Here is a 13,656-nt window from a genome sequence, read left to right as displayed (position 1 = left end):
CGCGCGCTGCTTATCCCCGTCACACGCGGCTCATCCCCACCAGCGCTGCGGCATTCTTCACAGCGCGCACCTGAATCGACAGCGCAACTCAGGAAAGAGCAGCACAACCCCTGGCGTGAGAAGACAGCGCAACTCGGGGAAGAGCAGCACAACCCAGGCGACTCATCCCACCGCCCTGGCTCTCCCATCCGGTGCTTATCCCGCTAGGCGTGACGGCCCATCCGCACTACCCACTCGCTACTCGCCAGGCGCCGTGCACCGCACGTCACCACCCGCACGCTGCCTATCCCCGTCATGCGCTGCTTATCCCCACCAGCGCTGCGGCGTTCGTCACAGCGCGCACCTGAATCGACAGCACAGCTCAGGAAAGAGCAGCGCAACTCGGGAAAGAGCAGCGCAACTCAGGAAAGAGCAGCGCGACCCCTGGCGTGAGAAGACAGCGCGACTCGGGGAAGAGCAGCACAACCCGGGGAAGAGCAGCGCAACCCGGGGAAGAACAGCGCGGCGCTACAGCTCGATCCAGTAGCGACGCAGCAGCGGATAACCCTGGTCAGCGGCCTCGATCACGTCCTGGAGCACGCCGCCTGCACCCTCGATCGTGCGGAAGGAGCCGACGTTCTCGTCGTCACAGGTGAGCATGACCCGCTCCAGCCCGATCTCGCGCGCACGGTCCATCGCCAGCCGGAGCCCGGCAGCGGCATATCCCCTGCGCCTCCGCGAGGCGCGCACCGCGTAGCCGATGTGACCGCCGAACTGCCGCAGCCAGTCGTTGAGCTCATGTCGGAACGAGACGAACCCGATGACCTCGTCCTCCTCCACGATCCAGTACAGGTCGTTGTGGACGAAGCCCTCCTCGGGCGGGATGCTCGTGTCCGAGATCCGCTCGGCCTTCTCGATCAGGGCATCCAGCGTCGCACGATCGGGGGCGACCGGCGCCTGCAGTCCCGATCCGTCGATGTGCACGTCCCCGAACTCGGCGACGGCCTCCGCCCAGCTGTCGAAGAGGCGGGCAGTGGGCCGGATGAGGTCGATCGTCATCGCCTCAGCACATCAGATCCGATCCGGAAGCGCAAAGCCGAGCGGGCGCCGGCAGACGCACGGACACGACGGGGCGGACGCGTGCGCGCGTCCGCCCCGTCACCTGCGAAGATGGGGGCGTGAGCGAAGCGACGACGATCCCCGGCTGGCGGCATCTCTACTCCGGCAAGGTGCGTGACCTCTACGCCTCCGAGGATGCCGCGGACCCGCGGATCCTCGTCGTCGCCAGCGACAGGGTGAGCGCCTTCGACTTCGTGCTCTCGCCGGGCATCCCGCAGAAGGGCGCCCTGCTGACGCAGCTGAGCCGATGGTGGTTCGCGCAGCTGGCGGAGTTCCCGAACCACCTCGCCGAAGGCGAGATCCCGGATGCCGTCGCCGACCGCGCCATGCTCGCGCAGTCGCTCGAGATGCTGCCCGTCGAGTGCGTCGTGCGCGGATACATCACGGGGTCAGGGTGGGCCGAGTACCAGACCAGCGGAACGGTCTGCGGCATCCCGCTGCCCGCCGGCCTGGAGAACGGCGACCGTCTCCCCGAACCGCTGTTCACCCCGGCGTACAAGGCTCCGATGGGCGAGCACGACGAGAACATCACCTTCGAGCAGACGGCGGAGCTGGTCGGCGCGGAGCGCGCCGCCGAGCTCCGCGACACCTCGCTCGCGATCTACACCCGCGCCGCGGAGATCGCCGAGGAGAAGGGCCTGATCCTCGCGGACACGAAGTTCGAGTTCGGGACGGATGCCGAGGGCACGCTGCGCCTCGCGGACGAGGTGCTCACGAGCGACTCCTCCCGCTACTGGGACGCCGAGACATGGGAGAACGGCGCCACGCCCGCCGAGCGGATGGCGAGCTTCGACAAGCAGATCGTCCGCGACTGGCTGGCGTCGAACTGGGACAGGCAGGGGGAGCCGCCGTCCCTTCCGGACGACATCGTGTCGCGCACCGCCGACCGGTACCGCGAGCTCATCGAGCGCCTGACCGCCGCGTAGCCCGTCCGCTCGCTGACCGGCCCCGCTCGCTCCCAGAGCCTCAGCGGCATCCAGGTCGCGAATACCGTCGCTCCCGCTCGCGACCCAGAAGAGCCGAATCTGCGACCGGAACACCGAAACCGTCCGCACCACGAACAGACATCACACGCGCCCACTCTCAGCCAACGCCCAGGAATCGGTAGTGTTGCCCCAGCACTCCCGATACCCCGAGACTGAGGAGCACGCGCATGGCGCTGTGGAAGATTCATGGAGACGGCCGCACCGTCGCACCAGGAGAGGTCGTCAAGCCGGAGGAGCGGCTGAGCTGGCCCGCGACGATCGCGATCGGCGCCCAGCACGTCGTCGCGATGTTCGGCGCGACGTTCCTCGTCCCGATCCTGACCGGCTTCCCGGTCACGACGACGCTGCTCTTCTCCGGACTCGGCACCCTGCTCTTCCTCCTCCTGACCCGCAACCGACTGCCCAGCTACCTCGGCTCGTCCTTCGCGTTCATCGCACCGATCACGGCCCTCAATGCCGGCAAGGCGCTCGAGACCTCGGAGCAGATCACTCAGGCGCTCGTGGGCGTGGCCGCAGCCGGCATCCTGCTCGCCGCGATCGGCTTTCTCGTGCAGGCGGTCGGAACCGGCTGGATCGACAAGCTCATGCCGCCGGTCGTCGCCGGTTCCATCGTCGCCCTCATCGGCTTCAATCTGGCCCCCGCCGCGTGGAACAACTTCAAGCTCCAGCCGGAGCTCGCCTCGGTGACGCTCATCGCCGTCGTGCTGTTCAGCGTGCTGTTCCGCGGCTTCCTCGGCCGCATCTCGATCTTCCTCGGCGTCATCGTCGGCTACGTCGTGGCCGCCGTCACCGGACAGCTGAAGTTCGACGGGATCGGGGACGTCCCCTGGATCGGCCTTCCCGACTTCCACCTGGCCGCGGTCACGGATCCCGCCGCCTGGGCGCTCGTGCCGATGTTCCTTCCCGTGGTGCTCGTCCTCATCGCGGAGAACGTCGGCCATGTGCGCGGCGTCGCGACCATGACCGAGGATCCCTCGGTCAACACGCGCACCGGCCGGGCGCTCGTCGCGGACGGCCTCGCCACCACGATCGCCGGCGGCTTCGGCGGATCGGGCACGACCACCTATGGCGAGAACATCGGCGTGATGGCCGCCACACGCGTGTACTCGACCGCCGCCTACTGGGTCGCCGGCATCGTCGCCATCCTGCTCGCCTTCTCCCCCAAGGTCGGGTTCGTGTTCAACACGATCCCCGCCGGCGTCCTCGGCGGCGTGACGACCGCGCTGTACGGCCTGATCGGCGTCATCGGCATCAAGATCTGGGTCGACAACCGGGTGGACTTCTCGCGCCCCGTCAACCAGTACACGGTCGCGGTCTCGTTCGTGATCGCGATCGCCGGGTTCGCGATGGGCTGGGGAGCCTTCCAGCTCGGCGCGATCGTCATCGGTACTGTGGCGGCGCTGCTCATCTACCACCTCGGGAACCTCATCGCCCGGTGGCGCAAGACCGGCGCCGACGACGGCGGCCCCATTCCGGCGGTCGGCCCGCTCGGCGGCGACCCCGCCTGAGCCGGCCGACGTCCATTCCGCAGGAGCAGCTGTCCGTTCCGCAGGAGCCGGCGTCCGCTCCGCAGGAGCAGCTGTCCGTTCCGCAGGAGCCGGCGTCCATTCCGCAGAAGCAGCTGTCCGTTCCGTGGGATCGGATGAGTGTCCACACGGCCGTCTGCCCCTCGACGCGCCCCGGACACCGGATCCGATCCTGCAGAACGGACGGACGACCCTGCATAACAGCCGGGTGCTCCTGCAGAACAGCCGGGCGCTCCTGCACAACGGCCGGGTGCTCCTGCAGAACGGACGCCGGCTCCGCCGGCCGGCCACCGCGCACCGCGACCGGGCCGGAATACCGACGCGCGCCCCGAGGTTGACACCACCATGATCGAGAAACTTGCCGCGGCAACTTCTATGGGCGCGGTCACCCTCCTCGTCGGCGACCTCGACGGCATGACCGCGTTCTATCGGGACATCCTCACACTGCAGGTGCTGCGCGCCGAGGGATCAGAGACAGCTCTCGGCCGGGCCGGCCGCGAGCTCGTCGTCCTCCGCCACGAGCCCGCGCTGAAGCACGCGACCCCGGGATCCGCCGGCCTCTTCCACACCGCGATCCTGTTCGAGTCGCAGGCGGCACTCGCCGCCGCCCTGTTCTCCGTCGCCCAGCGCGCACCGCAGACCTTCACGGGCAGCGCCGACCACCTCGTCAGCCAGGCCTTCTACCTCACCGACCCCGAGGGCAACGGCGTCGAGCTCTACTGGGATCGCGCCCGCAGCGAGTGGTCATGGACGCACGGCCAGGTCGAGATGGCCACCCTGTACCTGGATCCGAACGCCTTCCTCGCCGAGCACCTCGTCGAGGAAGCCGCCCCGGATGCCGGGGCGCAGATCGGCCATGTGCACCTCTCCGTCGGAGACGTCGCCACCGCCCGCGCGTTCTACGTCGACCGGCTGGGCTTCGACGCCACCGCGTCCCTGGGCGATCAGGCCCTGTTCGTCAGCGCGGGCGGATACCACCACCACATGGCTATGAACGTCTGGAGCTCCCGCGGTGCGGGCCCCCGGATGCCGGCGCTGGGCCTCGGCCGCATCGATCTCACGCTGCCGGATGCCGATGCGCTGGGCGCCCTGCAGGAGCGTCTCGCGCACTACCGCACCCCCGTGCGCGACGACGGCCGCACGCTGAGCTTCACCGATCCGTGGGACAACGTCCTGCACGCGGCCCTCGCCTGACCGTCGCGCCGCCGCCGGAGCGGGCCCATCAGCCCGGCGAGAGGCCGTACTTCTCCAGCACCCAGCGACGTGCGCCCTCCAGCGGATAGGGGTCGCCGACGACCGCGTACTTGATCACGACGCCCTCGAGGGTGGTGCGCAGCATGACCTCCTCGAGCGCGGGGTCCGCGGCTCCGCGCTCGGCGAAGATCCTCCGCACGGCCGCCTCGGCATCCGCTGCGGCCTGCGCATTGCGGACGGAGGCTTCCGCGAAGAAGCGCATCTGCGCGGGATCCTGCTGCATCGCCAGCACGGCCCGGTGCAGGGGGAGGTTCACGGTCGCCGCGGCCAGCGCGGAATCGATGATGCCGCGCAGGCGCTCATCGGCATCCCCTCCGCTGGACTGCGGGAATCCGACCATGATCCGGAACCAGCGGTCGACGAGCTCGGCGACGAGCTGATCCTTGCCGCCGAAATGATAGTTCACCAAGCCCTGCGCGACGCCCGCCCTGCCCGTGATGTCGGCGATCGTCGCACCGTGCACGCCGCGCTCGCTGAACAGCTCGATCGCGGCGCTCAGGATGCTCTCCCGCGCGCGCTCTCGGGCGAGCCGGTTCTGCTCCTCCGAACGCGCCATCCGGCATCCTTCCGGTGAACTCCCGATCCCGGGTTTCCGAATCGGGTCGTTCCCGCTATGGTACTCACTGAATGCGCGTTCAACCAATGGAACGCGCCCTAACGGGGAGACCTCATGCACCGCTTCGCCCGCGTCGATCTCAACGACCTCGGATCGATCATCGAATGGCTCGTCGGCCAGTGGTGGGTCTGGGTCGTCGTCGGGGTCGTCGTGCTCTTCTTCCTGGTGCTCTGGATCCTCCCCGACGCGAAGGTCAAGCCCTCGGCCGAATACCCGACGACGGGGACGGAGGCGAACGAGATCGCCCTCGGCTTCCTGCAGATCCACAACCTCCCCTCCGGTCCGTGGAACGACCCCACGGCCTCCGGCCTGACCGAGCGCGAGAAGCGCAACCTCGTCGAGCAGTGGGGCGTCGCCACCCGCGAGGCGTGGCTGGCCAACATCGAGCGTCTGGTCACCGACCGTCGACGCCGCGATCTGTGGGTGAGCTATCTGGCCGTCCGCGCCGAGGCCGGCCACGCGCTGGGCCGCGCGCCGAAGACGAAGGAGTGGCTGCAGGCCGTCACGGACGCCGGCGGCGACAAGCGCGATGCGAAGGCCTTCATCGCCGCGATCGAGCTCCTCGAGCAGGAGACGCGCAAGGCGGTCGGCAAGAAGGAGATCCCCGCTGACGCCTTCGTGAAGACGCTCGAGGGATACGCCTTCGGCCAGGCCGTGGCGCTCACCACCTGGGGCGTCGCCCTCGGCCATGCGGACGTCGACGAGGCGCGCAGCATCATCCACCGCATCAACGAGGAGGCCCGCCCGCTGTTCTCCTCATGGCACGAGTTCGGCCTGAGCTACACGGTCGGCCGTGTCATGCACTGGAGCGACGGCAACCTCACCGACAAGACCTGGGACAAGCTCGGCGCCTCCACGGCGATCGACTTCGCCGCCGGCGTCTCGGAGAAGCGCCAGGGACCGTGGGCCGCGCTCCCGTGGACGCGGTAAGCGTCGACCTCGGCGCCCTCCGCCGCTCCCCCGGGCTCGGGGACATCCGGCGCTACGAGCGGATCTGCGGCATCCCCTGGTACCGCAGGTTCGCCGTGGTTCTCGTCGGGATGCTGCTGTTCGCCGTCGCGATGGGCGTCGCGCTGTGGTGGCTGACGGACTCCGGCATCCTGTCCGCCGCTCCCGTCCTGGGGATCTTCGCCGCCGGATACGGACTCCTCGCCGCCTTCTCCTTCGTGTGGTTCGCCGTGGCGCTCGGTCGCCGGGCGAAGATCGCGATCTTCGCGTGGAGCAACGGCTGGGCGTACACGGACGCGCTCGAGAACACCCGGCGCCCCGGATCCGCCTTCACGCGGGTGCTGCACGGCCGCGAGCGCGCGGTGGTCGAAAGCGACGATCCGCGGATGCCCTTCGAGCTGGGGCATCACTACTCGGTGTCCCGCGGACGCGACCAGGCCGCCACCGTGCAGCGCCCGTTCGCGTTCATCGAGCTGCCGCTGCCGCAGAAGGTCCCGAACATCGTGCTGCGCAACAGGAGGCGCAGCATCATCCCCTCGCTGGGCTTCGGTCGGGGAAACGCGAGGATGGAGCTCGAAGGCGAGTTCGCGAAGCTGTTCACGCTGTTCGTCCCGGAGGGCTATCAGCAGGATGCGCTGTACATCTTCACCCCCGACCTCATGGCGAGGGTGCTCGATCTCGGTCGCGGGGCCGAGATCGAGCTCGCGGGCTCCCGGCTGTACGTCTACCTGCCGCACGGCACGCGGTTCGACGAACCGGACGTCATGGCCGCGGCCCTCGTCCTGGCCGAGGAGTTCCACCGCCGCTTCGCCGCCAGGACCGAGCTCTACCGGGACGAGCAGCGGGACGCCGCGACCGCTCGCGCCGGCGTCGCGATCGGGCTGCGCGGCCAGAAGCTCGCCGGGCACGGCGTCTCGATGCTGGCCGTCGCCGGGACGGCGGCGGTGCTCCTGCTCTCGGGCGCCGTCACCGCGTTCAGCCTGTTCGGGGTGCCGCTGCTGTTCGGCTGAGCATCCCTCCGGCCTCCCTCCGGACTCTGTCCGGGTTCTGTCCGAGCTCTGTCCGGGTGGGATCACGGGCATACAGGAGCACCTCCCGCATCCGGGAGCGCTGAGGGGAGGGCTTCGCACGATCCGGAGGAGCGGATGCCGGGAGCTCTCCTCCCCTTCGGGCGTTCTCCTCCGAATCGGATGTCACAGCGGATGTCACAACGGATGTCACAGCGGACGCCGGGTGGAACTCAGCCCGCCTACGCCGAGTCCCTGACCACCAGCTCCGTCGACAGGATCGTGACGCGCTCCGGGGCGCCCCCGGACAGGTGCGACAGGAGCACCTGCGCCATGGTCTCGCCCTGCTTGTACATCGGCTGGCGCATCGTGGTCAGCTGCGGCTCGGCGCTCAGCGCGACGGACGTGTCGTCGAACCCCACCACGGCGACGTCCTCGGGGATCCGCAGCCCCGCCCTCCGCAGCGCGCCGATGGCTCCACGCGCCATGAGGTCGCTCGCCACGAAGATCGCGTCAGGAGTGCCGGCCGCGAGGATCCGTCGCGCAGCCTCCGCGCCGCCGGACTCCAGATAGTCGCCCTCTTCGACGGCGAAGGGCTCGAGCCCCGCCTCCGACAGCGCCGTACGGAATCCCTGCAGGCGATCGCCGGCGGCGAGCATCGTGAGGGGTCCGGTCACGGTCGCGATCCTGGTACGGCCGATGTCCACCAGGCGACGGGTCGCGACCCTGGCGCCCTCGACGTTGTCGACGTCCACGACATAGGCGCCGTCGCGAGGATGGATCGGACGGCCGCCGAAGACCGTCGGCACGGCGTCCGCGATCGTGTCGATGTACGCGTCGCTGCTGTGATGCGAGACGATGAGGGCCCCGTCGACGCCGCCGTTGCGGACGAAGCTCGCCATCTTGTCGCCGGGGTCGTCGCTCGCGATGAGCAGGTTCAGGATGTAGTCCGAGCCGGCCAGCGCACCGGTGATCCCGGCCACGATCGCCGCGAAGAAAGGGTCGCCGAAGAAGCGGGTGGTGTCCTCGGGGACGATCAGCCCGATCGCGTGGGTCTGCCGCGAGGCGAGGGATCGGGCGGCGCGGTTCGGGACGTAGTTCAGCCGCGCGATGGCGGCGTGCACGGCCTCGAGCGCCTCGGGGCTGACCGCGGTCGAACCGTTGACGACGCGCGACACGGTCGAGCGGGACACGCCGGCCGCGGCCGCCACCTCTTCGATGGTCGCCCTCGTCATGCTCCTCCGTTCATGTCGCGCAGATGGTTGCATCCGGCGCCGGATGCAACCATCTGCGCGACTCGAGCCCCGTGCCGCCGCTACAGAGCGCGCGCGGCGATGATGCGAGCGTACTCCCGACCCGAGTCCTTGATCGTGCGCCGCTGGGTGTCGTAGTCCACCCGGACGATGCCGAACCGCTTGTCGTACCCCCACGCCCACTCGTAGTTGTCGAACAGCGACCAGTAGAAGTAGCCCCGCACGTCGACGCCGGCGTCGAGGGCATCCCGCACGGCGCCGAGGTGCAGGCGCAGGAACTCGGCGCGATCCGCGTCGTGGACCTGACCGTCCTCCGCCACGATGTCGTCGTACGCGGCGCCGTTCTCCGTCACGGAGAGCACAGTGCCCGCCGGTTCGGCGTACTCCGTCCACACCCGCTGCAGCAGGCGGGTGAGCCCCTCGGGCTGCACCTCCCAGTTCTGGGCGGTGCGCGGGAGCCCGCGCTCGACGGAGTGGATGCCGACGTCCGAGGGGTAGGGGCTGCGCCCCTTCCGCGCCGTCGCAGGCCCCCCGGACGGCGGCGCGACCTCCGGCGCGGCGCTCGCCAGGTGGTCGCCGTGGTAGTAGTTCACGCCCTGGGTGTCGATCCTCTCGGAGATGATCGACAGGTCGCCGGCCCGCACGGCAGCCTCGAACTGCGCGACGGCGGCGGCGTCCACCGCGCGGATGTCCTCGACGATGTCCGCCGGATACGCGCCGCGATAGATCGGATCGAGGAACCAGCGGTTGAACTGGCCGTCCACGCGGCGTGCGGCGTCCACGTCGGCGGGGTCGTCGGGATCGGCCGCATCGGCCACCGTGTGGTTCAGGGTGATGCCCAGGTTGAGCGAGGAGTCCCGTCCGCGCAGCTCGCGCACCGTGGCACCGTGGGCGAGCAGCAGGTGGTGGGAGGCGAGGAGCCCTTCGGCGATGCTGGTGTGCCCCGGGGCGTGCTCTCCGCCGGTGTAGGAGAGGAACGAGGAGCACCACGGCTCGTTCAGGGTCGTCCACACGTTCACCCGGTCGCCGAGCGCGTCGTGCATGGTGCCGGCGTACTCGAGGAATCGCTCGACGGTATCGCGGTTCGTCCAGCCGCCGGTCTCCTGCAGCGCCTGCGGCATGTCCCAGTGGTAGAGCGTCAGCCACGGCAGGATGCCGGCATCGAGCAGCTCGTCGACGAGGCGGCTGTAGAAGTCCACGCCTGCCGGGTTGACGGCTCCGCCGTCCGGGCGCACCCGCGACCACGATGTGGAGAACCGGTACGTCTGCAGCCCCAGCTCCTTCATGAGCGCGACGTCCTGAGGGTAGCGGTGGTAGTGGTCGCACGCCACGTCGCCGTCGTCCCCGCCGATCACCGCTCCCGGCACGCGCGCGAAGGCATCCCAGATCGAGGCCGTGCGGCCGTCCTCGAAGGCCGCGCCCTCGATCTGATAGGCCGCGGTGGCCGCGCCGAAGAGGAAGCGGTCCGGGAAAGCCCGTCGGGTCATAGCGGTCATCCTTTCACCGCGCCCGCCATGATGCCACTGACCAGCTGCTTGCCCGCCACCACGAAGAGGATGAGCAGGGGCAGGGTCGCGAGCACGGCGCCGGCGAGCACGATCGAGTAGTCGATGTAGTACCCGGACTGGAGCTGGCTGAGCGCCGTCTGAAGGGTGGGGTTCTGCGGGGACAGCACGATGAGCGGCCAGAGGTAGTCCGTCCAGGCCGTCATGAAGGTGAACAGGCCGAGGATCGCCATCGCCGGCCTGGCGGCCGGCAGGCCGACGGTCAGGAAGGTGCGGAACTGGTTCGCCCCGTCCATCCTCGCCGCCTCGATCAGCTCGTCGGGGATGACGTCGACGAGGTACTGGCGCATGAAGAAGACGCCGAAGGCGGTGACGAGCGTCGGGATGATGACGGCCCCGATGGATCCCGTCCAGCCCAGCTCGCGCATGACCATGAACAGCGGGATGATGCCCAGCTGCGTCGGGATCGCCATCGTCGCGATGACGAACACCATGAGGCCGTCTCGTCCCTTGAAGCGCAGCTTCGCGAAGGCGTAGCCGGCGAGGGTCGAGAACGTCACGACCGAGACCGTGATGATCGCGGAGATGAGGAACGAGTTGCCGAGAGCCAGCCAGAACGGAATGGCATCGAGCACCTTCGCCGCATTGGCGAGGAAGTTGCCGCCGGGGATGAGCGGCAGCGTCTCGCCGCGGGTGGCGTTCGTGCCGCTCGCGACGACGACCGACCACCAGAGCGGATAGACGCTGCCGATGATGAACGCGGCGAGCAGCCCGTAGGTGAGGAAGCCGGGGCGGCTGCCGATGCCCGCGGTTCCTCCGGCCGTCCCTCTGCGACGCCGGATGCGCTCGGGGACGCTGAGGGCCTGGGTGGCGGTCATCGTCCGTCCTCCTTGAGTGCGGCGCTGGCGCGGCGGCGCGCGGCGCGGTCGTTGTTCTTGGGCGCATCTCCCGAGGCGATGCCGCGGGAGATGAGGAAGTTGATCACGCCGATGCCGACGATGAGCGCGAACAGCAGGATGGCGACGGCGGACGCCTCGCCGAGGTTCCGCCGGAAGAACGCCATCTCCCAGAGGAACAGCACCGTGGTCTGGAACTGCCGATCGCTGCCGCCGATGCCGCCCGCCGTCGAGACGTCGAACAGTCGCGGCTCGGCGAAGATCTGCAGCCCGCCGATCGTGGCCGTGATGATGACGAAGATGAGGGTGGGGCGGATGGTCGGGATCGTGATCGAGAAGAAGCGTCGGGCGGGACCTGCCCCGTCGATCGCGGCCGACTCGTACAGATCGCGCGGCACGGCCTGCATCGCGGCCAGGAGGATGAGGGCGTTGTAGCCGGTCCAGCGGAAGTTGACCATGATCGCGATGGCGATGTGCGAGAGGAAGGTGTCGTGCTTCCACTCCTGGTCGGCGATGCCGATGAGATTCAGGAGGTTGTTCGCCAGGCCGTCCGCCTCGTTGAAGACGCTGGAGAAGATGATGGCGACGGCGACGGGCGTCACGACGAAGGGGATGAGGACGCTCATCCGCCAGAAGGTCGGCGCGCGCAGTCCCCTGTCGAGGAGGTACGCGACGACGAGGGCGACCGCGAGCTGCGGGATCGCCGAGAGCAGGAAGATGCTCAGGGTGTTGAGGATGGAGTTCCAGAACATCCCGTCGCCGAGGATCTCGACGAAGTTGCCCCAGCCGACGAAGTCGCCCTCGCCCTTGAGCAGGTCCCAGTCGTGCACGGCCACGTAGACCGTGTACAGCAGCGGGAAGAGGCCGACCAGCCCGAACAGCAGGAAGAACGGCGAGATGTAGAAGTACGGCGAGGCGTTCTGGTCGAACCGGGAGAGCCGGTGACGCCAGGAGGGCTTCGGCGCGATGGTGCGGGCCATGAGGGTTCCTTGTCTGGGATGGGGAAGGCGCGTTCCGAACTCCTGCGACCTCGGAACCGGTCGCGCCGGACGACCCGGACGATCGGATGCCGAAGCGCGATTCCGCAGGAGTTCGGAACGCGGCCGCGCGCGGAAGGGGCCCGATGGGGTCCCGTCCGCGCGCGGGGGATCAGCCGAGCAGCTCGTTCAGCAGCTCGATGGCCTGGTCCCAGGCGCCCTGGGTGTCGGTCTCGCCGCGATCGAGCGAGCTCAGCGCGGGACCGAACACGTTCTCCTGGATGACGGAGTCGTCCGGACCCTTGAACTGGGCGACGACGCCCTGCGCGCGCTCGGCGAGGATCGCTCCCGTGGGGGCGTCGTTGAACAGCTCGTTCGGCGCCGCCTCGGCGGCCAGGGTCTCCTGCGCCTCGATGGTGGAGGGGAAGTTGCCCGCCGCGGCGGACTGCTTCACCTGCTGCTCGGGCTGGGTGAGCCAGTCGGCGAGCTCGGCGGCCGCCTCCTTGTGCGCGGAGGTCTCGGGGATCGAGAGCCATGCGCCGCCCCAGTTCGCCGCTCCACCGGGGAAGACGTCGGCGAAGTCCCAGCCGGTGGACGCATCGCCGCCGCCGGCCTCGAGCTGCCCGGCGATCGTGCCCAGCATCCAGCCGGGGCAGACGAAGGTCGCGAAGGTGCCGTCGACGAACGACTTGCCGCCGTTCCAGTCCCATGCCGTCTGCGCGGCGGACTGGCCGCCCTCTGTGGCGGCGCCCAGCAGCTCGAAGCGCTCCTTGAGCTCGGCGTTGCCCTCGACGTTCAGCTCGCCGTCCGCGGTGTAGTAGCCCTCGTCGAGCTGGTTGACCATCGAGTTCCAGACGAAGCCGGAGTGGTCGTACCAGGCTTTGCCGGTCTTGTCGGTGTACTCCTGGCCGACGGCGAAGAAGCTCGCCCAGTCGCCGTCGAGCAGCTCCGCGACCGACTCGCGGTCGCTCGGAAGACCCGCGGCCTCGAAGGCGGGTCCGTTGTAGCAGATGCCCGTCGGCCCGATATCCGTTCCGTAGCCGATGACGCGGCCGGAGGCGTCCGTCGCCTGCTGGTACTTCCAGTCGACCCAGTCGCCCTTGCGGTCCTCGATCCCGTAGTCGCGCAGGTCGGCGAAGACGTCGGAGACGTCCATGACGGCGCCGAGCCAGCCCTCCTCGATCGCGACGATGTCGCTGAGGCCGGAGCCTGCGGCGATCTTGGTGAAGGCGTCGGTGCGGGCGTTGCCGCCGGTGTCGATGTTGGTGGCCTCGATCGTGACGTTCGGGTGCAGGTCCTCGTACTCGGCGTACAGGTCCTCATAGCCGAAGGTGCCGAACGTGGTGATCGTCAGCGTGACGTCCTCGTCGCCGGATCCGGAATCGCCGGAATCGGCGCCCCCGGTGCAGCCGGCGAGGGCGAGGGCGGAGACGGATGCCAGGGATGCGGTGATCAGCATCCGGCGCTTGGCGCGTGCGTTCACGGTGTCACTCCTTTGTGCGGATTGTGCGGTGGGTGATGCTTCGGGCGAGTTATGGGAGCGCTCCCACGACTCGGGGAGTCACTCTATGGGAGCGCTCCCACGGCTGT

General features: G+C 69.2%; 12 protein-coding genes. 5 read left to right on the top strand and 7 right to left on the bottom strand.

Going from position 1 to position 13,656, the window contains the following annotated elements; all coding sequences use genetic code 11:
• Nucleotides 1–507: 507 nt before the first annotated feature.
• The gene (locus tag ACYVGQ_RS06560) at nucleotides 508–1,038 is read right to left on the bottom strand and encodes a GNAT family N-acetyltransferase (protein WP_460783755.1); all 531 of its coding nucleotides are present in this window, start codon (nucleotides 1,036–1,038) and stop codon (nucleotides 508–510) included.
• A 119-nt stretch (nucleotides 1,039–1,157) separates the two neighbouring features.
• Here ACYVGQ_RS06560 and ACYVGQ_RS06555 point away from each other — a divergent pair, with 119 nt between their 5' ends.
• The 3 genes from ACYVGQ_RS06555 to ACYVGQ_RS06545 all read left to right on the top strand — a co-directional run bounded on the left by ACYVGQ_RS06555 (nucleotide 1,158) and on the right by ACYVGQ_RS06545 (nucleotide 4,804).
• Nucleotides 1,158–2,024 (top strand): phosphoribosylaminoimidazolesuccinocarboxamide synthase, encoded by an 867-nt coding sequence (locus ACYVGQ_RS06555; protein WP_460783754.1) that lies wholly within the window; start codon nucleotides 1,158–1,160, stop codon nucleotides 2,022–2,024.
• A 227-nt stretch (nucleotides 2,025–2,251) separates the two neighbouring features.
• Nucleotides 2,252–3,592: a uracil-xanthine permease family protein gene (locus ACYVGQ_RS06550; RefSeq protein WP_460783753.1), complete on the top strand. Its 1,341-nt coding sequence runs from the start codon at nucleotides 2,252–2,254 to the stop codon at nucleotides 3,590–3,592.
• 363 nt (nucleotides 3,593–3,955) lie between these two features.
• On the top strand, nucleotides 3,956–4,804 hold the full coding sequence (locus tag ACYVGQ_RS06545) for a VOC family protein (RefSeq protein ID WP_460783752.1): 849 nt from the start codon (nucleotides 3,956–3,958) through the stop codon (nucleotides 4,802–4,804).
• Nucleotides 4,805–4,832: 28 nt separating this feature from the next.
• Here the strand turns inward: ACYVGQ_RS06545 and ACYVGQ_RS06540 are convergent, their stop codons facing one another.
• Nucleotides 4,833–5,420: a TetR/AcrR family transcriptional regulator gene (locus tag ACYVGQ_RS06540; RefSeq protein WP_460783751.1), complete on the bottom strand. Its 588-nt coding sequence runs from the start codon at nucleotides 5,418–5,420 to the stop codon at nucleotides 4,833–4,835.
• A gap of 114 nt (nucleotides 5,421–5,534) precedes the next feature.
• Here ACYVGQ_RS06540 and ACYVGQ_RS06535 point away from each other — a divergent pair, with 114 nt between their 5' ends.
• Entirely contained in the window at nucleotides 5,535–6,410 is an 876-nt protein-coding gene (locus ACYVGQ_RS06535) for a DUF1266 domain-containing protein (RefSeq protein ID WP_460783749.1), read from the top strand.
• Complete coding sequence (locus ACYVGQ_RS06530; protein WP_460783748.1) at nucleotides 6,383–7,438, top strand: hypothetical protein; 1,056 nt, start codon at nucleotides 6,383–6,385, stop codon at nucleotides 7,436–7,438. The genes ACYVGQ_RS06535 and ACYVGQ_RS06530 overlap by 28 nt, the downstream gene beginning before the upstream one ends.
• 239 nt (nucleotides 7,439–7,677) lie before the next feature.
• On the opposite strand, the gene ACYVGQ_RS06525 is transcribed toward ACYVGQ_RS06530, so the two are convergent.
• The 5 genes from ACYVGQ_RS06525 to ACYVGQ_RS06505 form a co-directional block, all read right to left on the bottom strand.
• Complete coding sequence (locus ACYVGQ_RS06525; RefSeq protein ID WP_460783747.1) at nucleotides 7,678–8,670, bottom strand: LacI family DNA-binding transcriptional regulator; 993 nt, start codon at nucleotides 8,668–8,670, stop codon at nucleotides 7,678–7,680.
• Nucleotides 8,671–8,750: 80 nt separating this feature from the next.
• Complete coding sequence (locus tag ACYVGQ_RS06520) at nucleotides 8,751–10,175, bottom strand: GH1 family beta-glucosidase (RefSeq protein WP_460783746.1); 1,425 nt, start codon at nucleotides 10,173–10,175, stop codon at nucleotides 8,751–8,753.
• 5 nt (nucleotides 10,176–10,180) lie between these two features.
• Complete coding sequence (locus tag ACYVGQ_RS06515) at nucleotides 10,181–11,071, bottom strand: carbohydrate ABC transporter permease (protein ID WP_460783745.1); 891 nt, start codon at nucleotides 11,069–11,071, stop codon at nucleotides 10,181–10,183.
• Nucleotides 11,068–12,069, bottom strand: coding sequence for a carbohydrate ABC transporter permease (locus ACYVGQ_RS06510; protein ID WP_460783744.1), 1,002 nt, complete (start codon nucleotides 12,067–12,069; stop codon nucleotides 11,068–11,070). The genes ACYVGQ_RS06515 and ACYVGQ_RS06510 overlap by 4 nt, the downstream gene beginning before the upstream one ends.
• 169 nt (nucleotides 12,070–12,238) lie before the next feature.
• Complete coding sequence (locus ACYVGQ_RS06505) at nucleotides 12,239–13,549, bottom strand: ABC transporter substrate-binding protein (RefSeq protein ID WP_460783743.1); 1,311 nt, start codon at nucleotides 13,547–13,549, stop codon at nucleotides 12,239–12,241.
• Nucleotides 13,550–13,656: the final 107 nt, after the last annotated feature.

This window comes from Microbacterium tumbae (assembly GCF_054780175.1).
The sequence above is the reverse complement of the archived record's forward strand: the minus strand, read 5'-3'. Positions and strand labels throughout refer to the sequence as shown.

Coding starts and splice junctions, on each gene's coding strand:
- ACYVGQ_RS06550 (WP_460783753.1), top strand. CDS start 2,252: ATGGCGCTGTGGAAGATTCATGGAGACGGCCGCACCGTCGCACCAGGA.
- ACYVGQ_RS06525 (WP_460783747.1), bottom strand. CDS start 8,670: ATGACGAGGGCGACCATCGAAGAGGTGGCGGCCGCGGCCGGCGTGTCC.
- ACYVGQ_RS06510 (WP_460783744.1), bottom strand. CDS start 12,069: ATGGCCCGCACCATCGCGCCGAAGCCCTCCTGGCGTCACCGGCTCTCC.
- ACYVGQ_RS06535 (WP_460783749.1), top strand. CDS start 5,535: ATGCACCGCTTCGCCCGCGTCGATCTCAACGACCTCGGATCGATCATC.
- ACYVGQ_RS06545 (WP_460783752.1), top strand. CDS start 3,956: ATGATCGAGAAACTTGCCGCGGCAACTTCTATGGGCGCGGTCACCCTC.
- ACYVGQ_RS06540 (WP_460783751.1), bottom strand. CDS start 5,420: ATGGCGCGTTCGGAGGAGCAGAACCGGCTCGCCCGAGAGCGCGCGCGG.
- ACYVGQ_RS06560 (WP_460783755.1), bottom strand. CDS start 1,038: ATGACGATCGACCTCATCCGGCCCACTGCCCGCCTCTTCGACAGCTGG.
- ACYVGQ_RS06520 (WP_460783746.1), bottom strand. CDS start 10,175: ATGACCCGACGGGCTTTCCCGGACCGCTTCCTCTTCGGCGCGGCCACC.
- ACYVGQ_RS06515 (WP_460783745.1), bottom strand. CDS start 11,071: ATGACCGCCACCCAGGCCCTCAGCGTCCCCGAGCGCATCCGGCGTCGC.